We start from the raw sequence: 16912 nt of genomic DNA, 5'->3' as shown, positions 1-16912 counted from the left end.
ATAATTAGATATACGGAATTAATGGAAGGGGAGCGACACCTTTATGTCACAAGCACAAAGTATTTTATTAGAAAGCGGAACAAACGAATTAGAAATCGTAACGTACACTGTTGGTGAAAATTTATTTAGTATTAATGTAATGAAAGTGCGTGAAATTATTAATCCATTCCCTGTTACAACTGTGCCAGAATCTCATCATGCAGTTGAAGGTGTTGTTCAAGTACGTGGTGAAATTTTACCTGTTATTAACTTAGCAACGGCTCTTAATTTAAAATCTATAAAACCACTTGATCAAACGAAATTTATCATTTCAGAATTAAACCAAATGAAAGTTATTTTCCGTGTTGATGAAGTGCATCGTATTCAACGTATTTCATGGGAACAAATTGATGAACCAGCTTCATTATCTATGGGACTAGAAGAAACGACATCTGGTATTGTAAAACTAGATGGGAAAATCATTTTACTATTAGATTATGAAAAAATTGTATGTGAAATTAGCGGTACTGGTTATGACAATAAATCACTTGCAGGATTAGAGGAAAAAACAGATCGAGCTGAAAAAGTTATTTATATTGCAGAAGATTCAGCGATGCTTCGTCAAATACTAGAAGAAACATTATCATCAGCTGGATATACGAAAATGAACTTCTTCAGCAATGGTGCAGAAGCGTTAGCTCAAATTGAAAAATTAGCAAAAGAGCAAGGTGAAAAAATGTATGAACATATTCACCTGCTTATTACAGATATTGAAATGCCGAAAATGGATGGACACCATTTAACGAAAGTAATTAAAGATAGTGAAGTAATGAATCAATTACCAGTCATTATTTTCTCTTCATTAATTACAAATGAGTTGTTCCATAAAGGTGAGGCGGTTGGAGCGAATGCTCAAGTGAGTAAGCCTGATATTCAAGAGTTAATTGGTTTAGTTGATAAGTTAGTGCTTTAAAATCTTCTATTTAGCTGGAATAGAGGAACTAGCCAAGTGAGTAAGCGGTCAGTGCCTAATAGTTCTCCATGCGATGTAAGACCAGAGATATGGAGTGGTTGTAGGTAAGTGAAAGAAGTGAGCCTCCGAGTGCGGGTTTGAAGAACCGGTTTAAAACACATTTTTTTAGTTGGAATAGAGGAACTAGCCATGTATAGTACTGGTTAGTTCCTTTTTAGTATTCTATGCTTTGTACAGGCAGAAAAATCAAACGCTTCTGGAGTGTTTATGACTGTATGTATTAATAGTCTCTTTCGTGAATTTAGCTGTTTTTATTTAAGGGTTATTGTTTGGTTTACTTAATAAGTAGTAGGCTTTTTTCATTTGAAAATATAAGAGAATGTATCTTTGGATTGTGTTAGTAATATTTCGTGATAGCGCAAAATTTTTCGGTGAAATTATATTAAAAATACCATATAATATAATTAAATACATTTTATTGATATAGCATCTTGTTAGATTTTTTTAATATTTTCTTAAAAAATATTTTCTATTATTTACATACTTTTTATACCTTTTTGTATGTTAATTATTTGACAGATAATTTTGAAATGTTATAATATGGATATGTGGAAATTTCTATTTTCTTAAAAGACATGGGAGTCAGATGAGAATTGTGAAAGGATGAGGGGCAGTGACACAGAGTATGTATCACCACACAGCAATCAACGTATTAAGTCTTTTACAAAACATGTCAAATAATAAAACGAACGATATGAAATTAGAGGCGGAATTTAAAAAAATAGAGAAACAATTCCGAATAAAGTATGAAGAGCTTATCGATTTATATAATAGAATGGTATTATTTCAAATAGATATAGAAAAAAATGGCGGTATGCGAGTATATGAAAAATCAGGAATTACATGGTTGAAGTCTGAACTAGAACTACTATATGAAGTATATCAATTTTGTCAGCGTCAAGGCTTAAATATCGCAAATATTTCAAAATATGTTAGTAAAAATGAACTGAATTTATTTCCAAAAACGGAAAGTCAATTACAGAACACGTATTATAAATTAAAAAAACAAGAAATTCCGTTTGAAAATATTGAAAAACAAAAGCCAGGCCGAAAACGCAAATATACACCAGTCAAGGATATATTTGTTGAGGCGAAACAAGAAAGAAAACAGGAAGTAAAAGAAGATTTCCGAAGTGAAGAGGACGAAAAAAATCTCGTAACAGTTATATCAGGTATCGTTGATAATTTTGAAACAATTAGTCAATCCCGTGAAAAGAAAGAGCATGAATTACATCAGTTTATGGAGGGAATCTATAAGCTTTCTAGCATGGCTGCAGAGCGTTCGAAAGAAGAAAAGAATGCTCGAGGTCTTGAAGGTGAAGTACATTCATTACGAACTGAAAATGATAGGTTAAAGCGAGAGAAGGAAGACCTTGTACATGATATTAAAGAAATGACGCATCATTTAATTCATTTCATTACGAGCTCTGATATCGATCAAATTCGTACGTTACCTTTCTTCGTAAAAGAGTGCAAACAAGATTTACATAAGCTAGGATTATATAACGCTCAAGACGGAAAAATGAAAATTATGGTTGATAGTAGCGGTCAAGTTATGACCGTACCACAATAAAAATGGGTACAAAACAAAAGGGAAATACATATACACTATGTATTTCCCTTTTGTTTTGTATGGAATCATTTCGGGCAGAGGAAAAGTTATAATTAATTTTAGTAAATCAAAAATTTGTACAAAAGGAAGGAACTAGGTCTTACTTTGTAGTATTGTGATCCGAAAAATACTGGGAATATGCGTATTGTCACTGTGAAAGGGCTTAATACATAATGATTTTAAAGATAAACCGACTCTTCCTCAATATTTAACTGATTTAATTGAGGTGAATAAGCTGTATAATCGTACAGTTGTTATTACATTTCATCAACAAACTTTTAATACGGAGAATTGAAGAGTAAAGTAGGATTCCAAAGCATAGCCAAAAAAGTGGCTGTTATAAGTTATTTGCCTACCAAAATAACCAATATTTGTTTAAAATATAAGATTATTATTTTATTATACCGAGTAATTATTCACATTATATAATAATTACTTACTACATAATTAACATGGTTATCTTACAAAAATGTAAGGTTTTTTTAATTGACACTCGTACATATAAGTAACTATACTGGTTACACGACGTTGGTGAATATATTTAATAGTTTCTATCTATAAGTGTATGTCTCAGGATTCTTTTCGGAATAATAGTTCGATTTGTATTTGACATCTTTAATATATGGATAATATGTATTTAATCTATTCTTTATTCTAGGTCGTATTATTTAAAGATTAACTATAAATGATATATTTACCAACTTGTAATAATTTTTTAGAGGTGCTAAATTTTGAAGAAAAAATTAATTGCTACAGGAATTCTTGCTGGAAGTCTACTATCCTACTCATCTAGTGCATTTGCAAATACTCATAAATTCTCAGATGTTCCTGCATGGGCTGACAAATCCGTTAATTATTTAGTTGATAAAAAAGTATTGAGTGGTTATCCAGATGGAACTTTTGGTTCAAGTGATACATTAGATAGGGCTTCTGCGGCAACAATTATGACAAAGGCCCTTGGTATACATATTGACTTAAATGCAAAACCATCTTTTACAGATTCACAAAACCACTGGGGAACGCCGTATATTGCTGCTGCTGAAAAAGCAGGAATAATTAAAGGTGAAGGAAATGGAATATTTAATCCTTCTGGAAAAGTTACTCGTGCTGCAATGGCAACAATGTTAGTAAATGCATATAAGCTACAAGGTAGAACAAATAGTAATGGGCAAAGTAAATTTGATGATTTAAAAGGACATTGGGGTGAAAAATTTGCCAATATTTTAATTGATTTAAAGATTTCTGTTGGTACTGATAATGGTTGGCAACCAAATAATTTCATAACACGTGCAGAAGCCGCACAACTTACTGCCAAAACAGATACCCTTCAATACAGTCCGAAAAACCCTTTAGAAAGTAAAACAATCATTATTGATCCTGGACATGGTGGTGCAGATCCCGGAAAGTCCACAAAAGGATTGCCTGAAAGTAAAATCGTATTAGACACTTCCTTACGCCTACAACAATTGCTCGAAAAACATACACCATTTACAGTTTTACTAACTCGTGAATCTGATACTAGACCTGGACATGACCAAAAAAGCTCTTTACAGGAACGTGTTAAATTTGCTAAGCAAAATGAGGGGGATATCTTTATAAGCATTCATGCAAATGCTTTTAATGGTAATGCAAAAGGGACAGAAACATACTACTATAAATCTTCTGAATCCGAAAAAACAAATCCTCATGTGGAAGAAAGTCATGTGTTAGCGGAAAAAATCCAAGCACGTTTAGTAGAGGCCCTTCAAACACGTGATAGAGGCGTTAAACATGGAGATCTTCATGTTATAAGAGAAAACGGCATGCCAGCTGTGTTAACGGAACTGGCTTTTATAGATAATGGTATCGATTACAGTAAACTATCTACGGCAAACGGTAGACAGATTGCAGCACAAGCCATTTATGAAGGGATTTTAGATTATTATGAATGGAAAGGAAATAATGTATCTGAATATAGGTTGAAATAAGTAAAAGGGAATTTAGTAATTCTAGGAATAAGTAATTTATAAATTGCTAAAGTATAATTTTGTTATTTGTAATGTGTTTTAGTTTTATAGTGTATACTGGCGCCGACTTATTAAGGATTATAAATAAGTCGGTGTTTAAGTTAGCGTACTTAATGAATACTATAGAAGTTATGAAGAAAAAAAGATAAATAGATAGGGGCATACACCTACATTCATTATTTTTACGTGAAATTTTAATTTAAAAATAGTTAAGTTATATGATTCAGATGGGCAGTATACAATGAGTTCAAAGAAAACATTCTTTGAACTCATTAGCTATTAAATAAACTTGTTAAATAAATAGTTCGTATAACAATAATTGATAATGTTAAGGACATAGCTGTTCATATTTTTTTGTAATTCCTGTTATGGAATTGTTAAATATTTACAGGTATAATGTAAGGCTGCTTATTTTGAAAGAAATCTTTTGAAATGGCCATAATATGAATAATAATTAGAAACAAATTTTTGAAAAAATGATGAAAGACTTAAGAAGGTGAATATATTGCTTAAACATTCACATTTGCAATTTATCTTATTAACAATAGCTCTAATATTCTATATAAGCTTTTGTTTTATATTTTTATTTGTTTTTCCGAATCATTATTTTGTATCAGATTTTAATATCCGACTATCATCCTTAGTTGTTGAAACTACTGTATTTATCTCATTACTTTATTCTATATTATCCGGAAAAATTAAGTTAGGAGTATTCTGGGTTTGCATTACTATTGCAATAGGGTGTTTCTTGATCGGGAATTTTATATCCGCTTTTCAAGTACTTAATGTAGAATTGCCGATACAAAATTTTAATATCTCTGATGTGTTTTTGTTGTTTTTCTTATTCTTCTTTCTCTTTGCATTCTTTTATAAAATCATTATGGAATGTAACAAGTGGGAAAAAGCGTATTTAATTTGTGATTTATGTATTGTTGTTACTGCCATTTTTACATTAGAGTGGTACCTGTTTAATAAACCTTCTGCAAATATCTTATTCTTATCAATTGGAGATGTTTTTCTCTCATTTATTTTTCCGATTATAGATTTATTACTTCTTTTATTAGGAGTTAGTCTAATCTTTCGACCAGCTATTTTTAATGCGAAAAGTAAATTATTTATTTTTATTCTCGTATTAACTGGATTGGCTATTACGGACTACTTGTATTTTTACTTACAAGATGATTTGTCAGATCGTTCACTTATATTATTAAGGTGTTTGTATAGAGTTTTCCTTTTATTTATCGCTATTGCTGCTTCGATCTCAAAGAATGCATCTTCTAGAAGGAATTATTTCATTATCGATCCCACATTTGGGAAGAAACTTCTTGTTATATTTCCTTATCTTGCAGTTGCGGTATTAATTGGCTTTACTTTAAAAGAGCAAACTTCCTCGGCTACACTTATTACTGGGAATTGTATTGCATTTGTATTTGTGCTGATTCGTCATACTATCGTACGAATGCAAAACAGCGATTTAACCGAAATGTTAAAAGTGTTTAATAATCAATTAGAACAAAAAGTATCTCAAAGAACAGAAGATTTAATAAACAAATCCAATGACTTGGTCAAAAATCAAGAGAGATTTAAGTCATTATATGAGTATCATCCAGATCCTATTTTAACGATTAATTCAAATGGTACTGTGTTAAATATAAACCAGGCTGGAAGTATGTTATTAGGAAAAAACAGTGATGAATTAATAGGTAAAGAGTGCTTCTCGATTTTTTTAGACGAAGATAGATCTGAATTGGAAGCAGCTCTACAGGAAGGGAAACGATGCAGTTCGGCTTCGTTACAATTACGTGTGAAAAATAATAATGAGAAGGACATTCATTTTTGGTACGTCACCATTGTTCCTATTATGATAGAAGGACAAACTTTTGGGAGTTATGTAATGGTAAAAGACATTACGAGAATGAAGAAACAAAAAGATGAGATAAACTATCTAGCATTCCATGATACAGTGACGGAGATTGGAAATCGAATATTCTTCCAAAAAGAATTAGAAAAATCCATTGAGCGTGCACGAAAAACGCAGGGTGAATTTGGACTCTTGTATATAGATTTAAATCGTTTTAAAACCATTAACGATACACTGGGACATTCAATTGGTGACAGTGTTTTAAAAGAAGTTGCTAAACGTTTTAGGACATGTCTGTCACCGGCTATTCCTCTAGCGAGAATAGGGGGAGATGAGTTTGCGATCATAGTCCATAACCACACAGAGCAACAGCTATTGGATTTGTGTGAAACTCTATTTCGTATAACTGAAGAACCATTTGTAGTTAATCAACATAGTTTTTATTTATCTCTTAGTATAGGAATAGCGGTGTATCCGTTTGGAGGAATAAATACTACTACACTTTTACAACATGCTGATATTGCTATGTATAGTGCAAAGGAAAAAGGTAATAATGCTGTTTGCATGTATGACGAGACATTATCAAAAAAAATAACAAGACGATTACGATTAGAACAGGATTTACCGAAGGCATTAGAAAATAATGAGTTGTTTTTATTATATCAACCACAAGTTGACAGTAAGACTGGTATGGTTATTGGTGCAGAGGCTTTAATTCGTTGGCAACATCCAGAACTGGGACTTATTTCTCCTTTTGAATTTATACCTATCGCGGAAGAAACGTCGCAAATTATTCCAATTGGGAAATGGACGTTACAGGAAGCGTGTCGACAACTGAAAAAGTGGCATTCTGCAGGCTATGCAAATCTAAAAATGGGGATAAATTTATCAGCTATAGAGTTTGAACAGAAAGATTTTGTTCAAGCAATCATATCTACCATAGAAGAAGTAGGGGTACCTGCTAATTCGATTGATTTAGAATTAACAGAGAGAATAGCAATGGTAGATGAAAAAGAAACCTTATCGAAGTTAAAAGTATTAAAATCATATGGTGTACATTTATCAATTGACGATTTTGGTACAGGGTATTCTTCATTAGCATATCTCCCTTTGTATCCAATTGATACCTTAAAAATTCCAAGAGAATTTGTTAATAGGATCGGAAATTCTACTGATGGAAATGAAATTATTCATACCATTATTTCACTAGCGCATACTTTAAACATGAAAGTGATCGCAGAAGGGGTGGAAACGAAGGAACAATTAACAGTGTTACAACGTAATGCATGTTATCTAATTCAGGGCTATTACTACAGTAAACCTGTCAGTGAAGATGAATTCATCAAGTTTTTAAGCACAATGTCGCGTCACCTTTTCTAAGAAAACCACAATCTAGATTTGTTTTTTGTTGAAATTATAACAAATAGAGGACAGCAAAGTAACTGTCAAAATGTTTTAGCATTTAATTTGGCTTAATAGGAAATTCTAATGAGCAAAGACCTTATCTGATTTTAGTTTTAGAAAGGAGAGAAGCGGATGGATTCAATATGGCTAGAGTATGCTTGGGCATTGTTAATTTTAATCGGATTAGAAGGATTGTTATCGGCTGACAATGCCCTTGTACTAGCAGTTATAGCCAAGCATTTACCCGAAGAAGAGAAAAAAAGAGCTATAAATTATGGAATTATTATGGCCTTTGTTTTTCGATTCGCAGCCCTTTTTGCTATATCATTTATTGCAAATGTTTGGCAAATACAGGCGATAGGAGCAGCTTATCTTCTTTACTTAGGATTAAAGCATGTCATTCAGGCGCAATTCGGAAAAAATAATCAAAATATTAACAAGGAAGATGAAAAGGAAGCAGCAGGAAAAAGCTACTGGTTCACAGTAGGAAAGATTGCATTAGCTGACCTTGCCTTTGCGATTGATTCAATATTAGCCGCAGTCGCTCTTGCCCTCGGTCTTCCGGATTCACCGCTAGAAGATTTCGGTGGTATGGATGGAGGACAGTTCATAGTTGTACTTCTCGGAGGAATTGCCGGACTTATTTTAATTAAATTTGCGGCAACTTGGTTTGTACAATTACTGGAGAAACGTCCGGCACTGGAAACAACGGCATATGCAATTGTTGCCTGGGTCGGCGTCAAACTTGCTGTAATTACACTTGCCCATGAGGATATAGGTATTTTAGATCATGATTTTCCACACAGTACAACTTGGACTTTAATCTTCTACGGAGTATTAGTTGCCATCGCACTAATTGGTTGGTTTGCACCGGGAAGTAAGTCATCTCAGAATAATCCTAAAATGTAATACAAAGGTCAGAGCATTATGTGCTTTGTCCTTTGTAATGATAATTATATTGTGTATTTTTCGATTTAACGCTATAATTACAGTGTTAAAGATGGAATCGTGATATGACCTGTTATGAATCTATCATTTTATTTATGAATAAATGGATTGGTATTTTAGCAAGATGTGCTAATAAACTACTCCACCATGATGATAACGTGCCAAAAATGTGGTGCGTATATTTTCGTGGTGGAGTTTTTTTATTCTCAAAAAGGGGGAGTAACCATGAACGACAGCATGGTTCATATTACAATTAACGGCAAAGAGTATAATGCTGAGCCTGGTTCAACTATACTGGGCATTATTAATGAGAACGGAATTGAACATCCACAAATTTGTTACGTGCCGGAAGTGGATCCTATTCAAACGTGTGATACTTGTATTGTAGAAGTTAACGGAAAGCTTGTGCGATCCTGTTCTACTGTAGTGACGAGCGGTATGAATATTGAGCTGTCCTCTACTAGTGCGAAGGCAGCACAACATGAGGCGATGGACCGTTTACTAGAAAATCATTTACTTTACTGTACGGTTTGTGACAACAATAACGGGAATTGTAAACTGCATAATACGGCAGAATTAATGGAAATTGAGCATCAAAAATATCCTTATGAGCCAAAAGTTGATGCAAGCGAAGTTGATATGTCTCATCCATTTTATCGCTATGATCCGAATCAATGTATCGCGTGCGGTCAATGTGTAGAGGTGTGTCAAAACTTACAAGTTAATGAAACGTTGTCTATTGATTGGGAGGCAGAGCGCCCACGTGTTATTTGGGATGAAGGAGTAGATATTAACGATTCTTCATGTGTAAGCTGCGGTCAATGTGTAACGATTTGTCCTTGTAATGCTTTAATGGAGAAATCGATGCTTGGTGAAGCTGGATTTATGACTGGGCTGAAGCCGGATATTCTTGAACCTATGGTCGATCTTATTAAAGAGGTTGAACCTGGATATAGCGGTATTTTCGCTGTGTCAGAAGTAGAAGCTGCGATGCGTGACACTCGTACGAAGAAGACGAAAACAGTATGTACGTTTTGTGGTGTAGGTTGTTCATTTGAAGTATGGACGAAAGGGCGCAAAATTTTAAAGGTGCAACCAACTTCTGAGGCACCAGTTAATGCAATTTCTACTTGTGTAAAAGGAAAATTCGGTTGGGATTTCGTTAATTCTGAAAAACGACTTACGAAACCTTTAATTCGTAAAAATGGAGTGTTCGTTGAATCGACTTGGGAAGAAGCGCTTCATGTAGTGGCGAATAAATTGGGCTCTATTAAAGAAGAGTACGGTAAAGGCTCTATCGGCTTTATTTCTTCTTCTAAAATTACGAATGAAGATAATTATGTTATTCAAAAATTAACGCGTCAAGTGTTCGAAACGAATAACGTTGATAACTGCTCACGTTATTGTCAATCACCAGCGACAGATGGATTGTTCCGTACAATTGGTATGGGCGGAGATGCAGGGACGATTAAAGATATCGCACAATCGGGTCTTGTTATTATCGTCGGTTGTAATCCAACAGAAGGTCACCCAGTATTAGCAACTCGTGTGAAACGTGCGCATAAACTTCACGGTCAAAAACTAATTGTTGCAGATCTTCGTAAAACTGAAATGGCAGAGCGTTCGGATATCTTTATTAGTCCAAAGCAAGGAACAGACCAAGTTTGGTTAATGGCTGTTACGAAATATATGATTGATCAAGGTTGGCACGATCAGCAGTTCATCGATGAGAATGTAAACTTCTTTGATGATTTCAAAGATAGTCTCGCGGAATATACGCTTGAATATGCAGAAGAGATTACAGGTATTTCAACAGAAACTCTCGTTACAATGGCTGAAATGATTCGTGATGCAGATGGTACGTGTATCCTTTGGGGAATGGGCGTAACGCAAAATACTGGTGGTTCAGATACTTCCGCTGCGATTTCAAACTTACTTCTTGCAACAGGAAACTATCGTCGTCCAGGTGCTGGAGCATACCCGCTTCGAGGTCATAATAACGTACAAGGTGCTTGTGATATGGGAACACTTCCAGGCTGGCTTCCAGGATATCAGCACGTTACTGACGATGTAGAACGTGCGAAATTTGAAATAGCTTACGGAGTAAAAATTGATAACAAACCAGGTCTTAATAACATTGAAATGCTTCACGCAATTGATGAAGGGAAAATGAAAGCTATGTATCTTGTTGGAGAAGATATGGCTCTTGTAGACTCTAACGCAAATCACGTACATGAAGTGTTATCAAGCCTTGAATTCTTTGTCGTTCAAGATGTGTTCCTTTCTAAAACAGCTCAATACGCTGATGTAGTATTACCAGCAGCGCCATCTCTTGAGAAAGAAGGTACTTTTACAAATACAGAGCGTCGTGTACAAAGATTATATCAAGTGCTTCCAACGCTAGGAGATGCGAAACCAGACTGGTGGATCGTGCAGGCAATTGCTAATAAGTTAGGCGCAAACTGGAATTATAATCATCCAAGTGAAATCTTTGCTGAAATGGCAAGCTTATCACCACTATTCGCACACGCAAACTATGAAGTGCTTGAAGGGTGGAACAGTTTCCACTGGGGAAGTTTTGATGGAACGAATACGCCGCTTCTATTTAAAGATGGATTTAACTTCCCGGACAAAAAAGCTCGTTTTGCGATAGCTGATTGGGTACGTCCTGCTGCATTCCCAGCAGAATACGATCTTCACATTAATAACGGCCGTATGCTTGAACATTTCCATGAAGGGAACATGACAAATAAATCAACTGGTATTCAATCGAAAGTACCAGGTGTTTTCGTCGAAGTTTCTCCAGAACTTGCAAGGGAACGCGGAGTGAAAACTGGTTCGTTAGTACGCCTTGTTTCTCCATTCGGAGCACTTAAATTACGTGCACTTGTAACGGATCGTGTAAAAGCGAATGAACTGTATTTACCGATGAACTCGACGGATAAAGAATCGGCAATTAATTTCTTAACAGGCCCTGCCGTTGACTTGCGTACAAACACGCCGGCATATAAGCAAACGAAAGTACGTATGGAAGTGTTAGAAGTTGATGGCGAAAATCCGATGCCAAAAACGAACCCGCGTAATAAAAAGCGTCATCCTCAAAACGGTATTGAGGTAAATCGTAAGTGGGCTCGTCCAGGATACGTACATTTAACGGATAACTAAGGGGGAGAAAAGAATATGGCAGCACCTATTCAAGCGATCCAGAAACAGGAGCTAACTGAGGAAGAACTTAAACAACAAAAACTCGAAGCTTTAAAAGAACTGCTAGCTAATAATGAAGATGCTTTAAATCAAATGTTTAATATAGTAGGTGAATTAAATGACATTGGGATGCTGGAAGCAGCAAATTCTATGCTGAAAGCGAAAGAACCAATCGCAAAAATCGTTCTAGGCCAAGTCACTCGTGAACCAGTTACAAATTTAATTAATAATATGATGGGCGCTGCAGGAGCTTTAACAGAACTTGATCCGGAACTTACGAAAAAGCTTATAGGTAGCGTATTGACAGGTATGGATGAAGGAAATCAGCATTTGCAAAGCAATAAAAAAGTAGGAATATTAGACCTTATGAAAGTACTGAAGGATCCAGATATTAATCGTGCTATCGGATTTGGTCTTCATTTCTTAAAAGGTATGGGTAAAGGGTTAAAAGAAGAATAGATAAGCAACAATAATAGTATTTCATATGTTGTTTGCTTACTTGAGGTAATTGTAAAAGATGATCCATTTCGTCTCATTATTAAATAGTTTAGACGAAATGATCATTTTGTTAAAATAGTTGTGATGGAATAACTAGGAAGGAATGAGAGTATGTCAAAAATGGTACATGAATTTAATGATATGATCCGAAAGCTTCGAAAAGAGTTGTTCGGGAAAGGGCCGGAAAGAATTCATACTGTATTTACCGAGAACATGGCGATTGCAACACTTTATGGGAATTTAACACCTACTGAGAAATTTATTTCGGGAACTACGGATGGGGCGGAAATGGTTCATATGGCTCGAACGAAAATGATTCAAGAAGTGTATGTGGCTAATCCTCATGAACATTTAGAAGAACTTGTTGGTGCGAAGTTAGTTCATCTGTTTTCTGATATGAAAGTAGATGAGGATATTGCAGTTTCCGTGTTTGTTTTTGATAAAAATATAACGTGAGAGAAGGATGCTCATCGTGAAATCGATTCAGGTGGAACGGAAAATTTTTAAATATGAGCAAGGGGAATTTAAACATATAGAGGACAGCATTGTAACAGAGTTTCCTGTTACGGTTAAAATTAACGGCCAGGAATTTGTTACAATGGTTAGTACTCCAGAGTATATTGAAGATATGGTAATTGGCTTTTTAGCCTCTGAAGGCATTATCCGAAAGTATGAAGATATTGATGAAATATGGATGCAAGAAAAAGAAGGCTATGTACATGTAAAAACGACGAAAATCAATCCTTATTATCGTGACATACAAAACAAACGTTATATTACTTCTTGCTGTGGAATGAGTAGGCAAGGGTTTGTTTTTGCGAACGATGCGCTGACTGCGAAAGAAATGAATGATATTCGCGTAAAGATCTCTGCCGAGGATTGTTTTCGGTTAATGAATGATATGCAGCAATCTGCGTCTACGTTTCAACATACAGGCGGCGTTCATAATGCAGCTTTATGTAATGTGAGTGGAATTGTTTTAAGCCGCATGGATATAGGAAGACATAACGCTTTAGACAAAATTTACGGCTATTGTTTAAAAAATAACATTTCGATTGGTGATAAAATTATTGTTTTTAGTGGACGTATCTCTTCTGAAATTCTATTAAAAGTTGCGAAAATTGGCTGTGAAGTAATATTGTCAAAATCAGCTCCAACTGAGTTAGCATTAGAACTAGCGGAGCAGTTAGGGATTACTACAATAGGCTTCATTCGTAGTAAATCTTTAAATGTATATACGCATCCAAAGCGGATTATGAATATAAAATAAGTAGAAACGAGGCAATAATCATGAAATCTGTTACATTAGACAAATTAGATCGTCCTTTAAAGGATTTACGTATTTCTGTTACTGATCGCTGTAATTTTCGCTGTCGATATTGTATGCCAGAAGAAATATTTGGTCGTGATTATTCTTTTTTGTCTAATGATAAAATTTTATCTTTTGATGAAATTGAAAGGATTACACGTGTTTTCGTTTCTTTAGGTGTAAGAAAGTTACGTATTACAGGAGGAGAGCCTTTACTTCGAAAAGACTTACCTGAACTCATACAGCGGTTAAACGAAATTGATGGAGTAGAGGATATTGGTTTAACGACAAATGGATCATTACTTAAAAAGTTTGCTCAAGATTTATATAAGGCGGGTTTATCTCGTGTAACAGTTAGTTTAGACTCGTTAAATGAAGAACGATTCTCTTATTTAAATGGGAATAGAAGTAAAGTAAAAACGGTTCTTGCGGGAATACAGGCTGCAGCGGAAGCCGGAATGAAAATTAAAATGAACATGGTTGTCCAAAAAGGGAAAAATGAAGAAGACATCGTTCAGATGGCAGAGTACTTTAAAGAGAATAAGCATATCCTTCGGTTCATTGAATATATGGATGTCGGAAATTTTAACGGCTGGGAATTAGGTGAAGTAGTTTCTAAGCAGGAAATAGTAGAGATGATTCATAAAGTGATGCCGCTTGAACGTATTGAGGCGAACTATCCTGGTGAAGTTGCGACACGTTATCGTTATGTTGGTAGCGAAGAAGAAATAGGAATTATTTCATCTGTAACGGATTCGTTCTGTTCATCATGTACAAGAGCGCGTATTTCTGCAGAAGGAAAATTGTATACATGTTTGTTTGCGTCTAAAGGAAACAATCTTAAAGAATTACTTCGCTTTGGATATACGGATGAGGAGATTACTAATGTTATTCGTGACATTTGGAATAATCGTTCAGACCGTTATTCAGATGAACGGTTAAGCAATACGAATAAAAAAGCAATGCCGAAAATTGAAATGTCGCATATCGGTGGCTGAGACGCTACTAAGAATGTAGATTCTCTTTGTTAACGTAAATAGTGGGAAATGTGCAAGTTTTGTACACTTTCTATGAGTATAGTAAAAATGATGATTGATATTTCTGTAAGAGATATGCAGAGAGATTAAGCAGCATTCAAAAATCCTTACGATGTTAAGGGTTTTTGGTGCTGCTTTTTTTAGATGAGAAAAATGGAGGAATTGGTTATGGCATTTCATAAACCGGAACAAATTGCTGCGCTTGTGATTGAATCCGGTGTTCAAAAGGTGGGGCAACCGCTATCAGCGATGCTTATTCTTGGTTTTTTAGGAGGAGCATTCATTTCATTAGGATTTTTACTTAATATTCGTGTTCTAGGTAATGTACCGGAGCAGTGGGGAAGTTTAGTCAATTTTATAGGAGGAGCGGTTTTTCCTATTGGACTTATGCTCGTTGTTTTAGCAGGAGGAGAATTAATTACGGGAAATATGATGTCGATGGCCATGGCACTGTATGCACGGAAAATTTCATTGAAACATGTGTTAAACAATTGGGCGTGGATCACTTTAACGAACTTCGCAGGTGCACTTTTCGTAGCGTATTGTTTCGGTCACCTTGGCGGATTAACTGAAGGTGCGTATTTAAATAAGACGATAGCGATAGCTCAAGATAAGTTACATGAATCTTTCGGAAGAACGTTAATTTTAGCGATTGGCTGTAACTGGCTCGTTTGCCTTGCGATTTGGTTAGCGTACGGAACGAACGATTTAATTGGGAAGATTGTTGGAATTTGGATTCCGATTATGGCATTTGTCGTAATTGGGTTTCAGCAAGTAGTAGCAAATATGTTTGTCATTTCAGCAGTTATTTTTGCGGGTCACCTTACGTGGATGGATCTTGCGAAAAACTTTGTGCCAGTCTTTATCGGAAATGTAATTGGCGGAGCTGGATTTGTTGGATTCGCTTATTTTTCTTGTTATCAGAAACAAAGTGCTACCGAAGAAGATGTATTGAAAAAATAACAGTATTTGAAAGGAAGGCACCTCATGATAGAGCGGTATTCACGACAACAGTTGTTCACTCCTATTGGAAAAGAAGGGCAAGAGAAAATTAGAAATAAGCATGTATTAATAATAGGGGCAGGTGCATTAGGAAGTGCAAGTGCAGAAAGCTTTGTACGTGCAGGTATCGGGAAATTAACGATTATTGATCGCGATTACGTAGAATGGAGCAATTTACAGCGGCAACAACTTTACGCTGAACAAGATGCGATAGAAAAGTTGCCAAAAGCAATCGCAGCGCAGAATCGTCTCAAACAAATTAATTCAGACGTGCAAATTCAGGCTCTTGTCATGGATGCAAGAGTAGATAATATGGAAGCTTTACTAGGTGGTGTCGATGTCATTATTGATGCAACAGATAATTTCGATATTCGGTTCGTGATTAATGATACATCACAAAAATACAATATCCCTTGGATTTACGGTTCTTGTGTCGGAAGTTATGGCATGAGCTATACAATTATTCCGAAGAAAACACCGTGCTTACATTGTGTACTGAAAAGTGTTCCTGTTACAGGGGCGACGTGTGACACAGTTGGAATTATTAGTCCAGCTGTTCAAATCGTTGCAGCGTACCAAGTGGCAGAAGCATTCAAAATTTTAGTAGAAGACTATGAAGCAGTTCGGAAAACTTTTTTAATGTTTGATATATGGAGTAATCAATATCATTCTATCAAACTAGGGAAAATCAAAACGGAAGACTGTCCTTCGTGCGGAACAAATAGAACTTATCCTTATTTATCATACGAAAATCAAACGAAGACAGCTGTTTTATGCGGAAGAAATACAGTTCAAATTAGACCGGCTCATAATAGACATTACAACTTTGATGAGTTAGAAAAAGTATTAAAGAACCACGGGAAAGTTGATTGGAATCCGTATTTGCTCTCTTGCCAATTAGAAGAGTATCGCATCGTCATTTTTCATGATGGTCGTGTATTTATTCATGGCACGAATGAAATTCAAAAAGCGAAACAACTATACTATCGGTTATTAGGATAATAGAGAGGGATTGGTAA

The 16912-nt window shown here is 35.2% G+C and carries 13 protein-coding genes and 1 pseudogene; all 14 read left to right on the top strand.

Annotation, left to right across the window (positions count from 1 at the left end):
- Nucleotides 1-43 precede the first annotated feature (43 nt).
- The 14 genes and pseudogenes from SB773_RS01450 to SB773_RS01385 all read left to right on the top strand — a co-directional run bounded on the left by SB773_RS01450 (nt 44) and on the right by SB773_RS01385 (nt 16895).
- Complete coding sequence (locus SB773_RS01450) at nt 44-952, top strand: chemotaxis protein (RefSeq protein ID WP_410588257.1); 909 nt, start codon at nt 44-46, stop codon at nt 950-952.
- 685 nt (nt 953-1637) lie between these two features.
- On the top strand, nt 1638-2585 hold the full coding sequence (locus SB773_RS01445) for a DNA-binding domain-containing protein (protein WP_061688890.1): 948 nt from the start codon (nt 1638-1640) through the stop codon (nt 2583-2585).
- A gap of 92 nt (nt 2586-2677) precedes the next feature.
- A pseudogene (locus SB773_RS01440) lies at nt 2678-2907 on the top strand (Ger(x)C family spore germination protein); the annotation flags it as partial.
- A 448-nt stretch (nt 2908-3355) separates the two neighbouring features.
- Nucleotides 3356-4591 (top strand): N-acetylmuramoyl-L-alanine amidase, encoded by a 1236-nt coding sequence (locus SB773_RS01435; protein WP_410588255.1) that lies wholly within the window; start codon nt 3356-3358, stop codon nt 4589-4591.
- A 544-nt stretch (nt 4592-5135) separates the two neighbouring features.
- Entirely contained in the window at nt 5136-7871 is a 2736-nt protein-coding gene (locus tag SB773_RS01430; protein ID WP_410588253.1) for an EAL domain-containing protein, read from the top strand.
- Between the two features lie 156 nt (nt 7872-8027).
- Nucleotides 8028-8804: a TerC family protein gene (locus SB773_RS01425; protein ID WP_410588251.1), complete on the top strand. Its 777-nt coding sequence runs from the start codon at nt 8028-8030 to the stop codon at nt 8802-8804.
- Between the two features lie 104 nt (nt 8805-8908).
- Nucleotides 8909-9100, top strand: a complete 192-nt coding sequence (locus SB773_RS01420; RefSeq protein ID WP_002158491.1) for a hypothetical protein — start codon at nt 8909-8911, stop codon at nt 9098-9100.
- Complete coding sequence (gene fdhF, locus SB773_RS01415; RefSeq protein WP_410588249.1) at nt 9069-12008, top strand: formate dehydrogenase subunit alpha; 2940 nt, start codon at nt 9069-9071, stop codon at nt 12006-12008. Before SB773_RS01420 ends, fdhF begins: the two co-directional genes overlap by 32 nt.
- Nucleotides 12009-12023: 15 nt before the next feature.
- Nucleotides 12024-12506: a helical membrane plugin domain-containing protein gene (locus tag SB773_RS01410; protein WP_002012016.1), complete on the top strand. Its 483-nt coding sequence runs from the start codon at nt 12024-12026 to the stop codon at nt 12504-12506.
- A gap of 150 nt (nt 12507-12656) precedes the next feature.
- Nucleotides 12657-13001 carry a Na-translocating system protein MpsC family protein gene (locus SB773_RS01405; protein WP_002012015.1) on the top strand — a complete coding sequence of 115 codons (345 nt, stop codon included), beginning with the start codon at nt 12657-12659 and terminating at the stop codon, nt 12999-13001.
- Between the two features lie 16 nt (nt 13002-13017).
- Complete coding sequence (fdhD, locus tag SB773_RS01400) at nt 13018-13815, top strand: formate dehydrogenase accessory sulfurtransferase FdhD (RefSeq protein ID WP_410588246.1); 798 nt, start codon at nt 13018-13020, stop codon at nt 13813-13815.
- Between the two features lie 20 nt (nt 13816-13835).
- Nucleotides 13836-14852: a GTP 3',8-cyclase MoaA gene (gene moaA, locus SB773_RS01395; RefSeq protein WP_410588244.1), complete on the top strand. Its 1017-nt coding sequence runs from the start codon at nt 13836-13838 to the stop codon at nt 14850-14852.
- Nucleotides 14853-15059: 207 nt separating this feature from the next.
- Nucleotides 15060-15854 carry a formate channel gene (locus SB773_RS01390; protein ID WP_016094387.1) on the top strand — a complete coding sequence of 265 codons (795 nt, stop codon included), beginning with the start codon at nt 15060-15062 and terminating at the stop codon, nt 15852-15854.
- A 24-nt stretch (nt 15855-15878) separates the two neighbouring features.
- The gene (locus SB773_RS01385) at nt 15879-16895 is read left to right on the top strand and encodes a molybdopterin-synthase adenylyltransferase MoeB (RefSeq protein ID WP_410588241.1); all 1017 of its coding nucleotides are present in this window, start codon (nt 15879-15881) and stop codon (nt 16893-16895) included.
- Nucleotides 16896-16912: the final 17 nt, after the last annotated feature.

The organism is Bacillus sp. SIMBA_074 (genome assembly GCF_046534555.1).
In the GTDB taxonomy this organism is placed as follows: Bacteria; Bacillota; Bacilli; order Bacillales; family Bacillaceae_G; genus Bacillus_A; species Bacillus_A mycoides.
Note: the sequence above shows the minus strand (reverse complement) of the source record. Positions and strands in the feature narration are given on the sequence as shown.

Coding starts and splice junctions, on each gene's coding strand:
- SB773_RS01450 (WP_410588257.1), top strand. CDS start 44: ATGTCACAAGCACAAAGTATTTTATTAGAAAGCGGAACAAACGAATTA.
- SB773_RS01445 (WP_061688890.1), top strand. CDS start 1,638: ATGTATCACCACACAGCAATCAACGTATTAAGTCTTTTACAAAACATG.
- SB773_RS01425 (WP_410588251.1), top strand. CDS start 8,028: ATGGATTCAATATGGCTAGAGTATGCTTGGGCATTGTTAATTTTAATC.
- SB773_RS01420 (WP_002158491.1), top strand. CDS start 8,909: ATGACCTGTTATGAATCTATCATTTTATTTATGAATAAATGGATTGGT.
- fdhF (WP_410588249.1), top strand. CDS start 9,069: ATGAACGACAGCATGGTTCATATTACAATTAACGGCAAAGAGTATAAT.
- SB773_RS01410 (WP_002012016.1), top strand. CDS start 12,024: ATGGCAGCACCTATTCAAGCGATCCAGAAACAGGAGCTAACTGAGGAA.
- SB773_RS01405 (WP_002012015.1), top strand. CDS start 12,657: ATGTCAAAAATGGTACATGAATTTAATGATATGATCCGAAAGCTTCGA.
- moaA (WP_410588244.1), top strand. CDS start 13,836: ATGAAATCTGTTACATTAGACAAATTAGATCGTCCTTTAAAGGATTTA.
- SB773_RS01390 (WP_016094387.1), top strand. CDS start 15,060: ATGGCATTTCATAAACCGGAACAAATTGCTGCGCTTGTGATTGAATCC.
- SB773_RS01385 (WP_410588241.1), top strand. CDS start 15,879: ATGATAGAGCGGTATTCACGACAACAGTTGTTCACTCCTATTGGAAAA.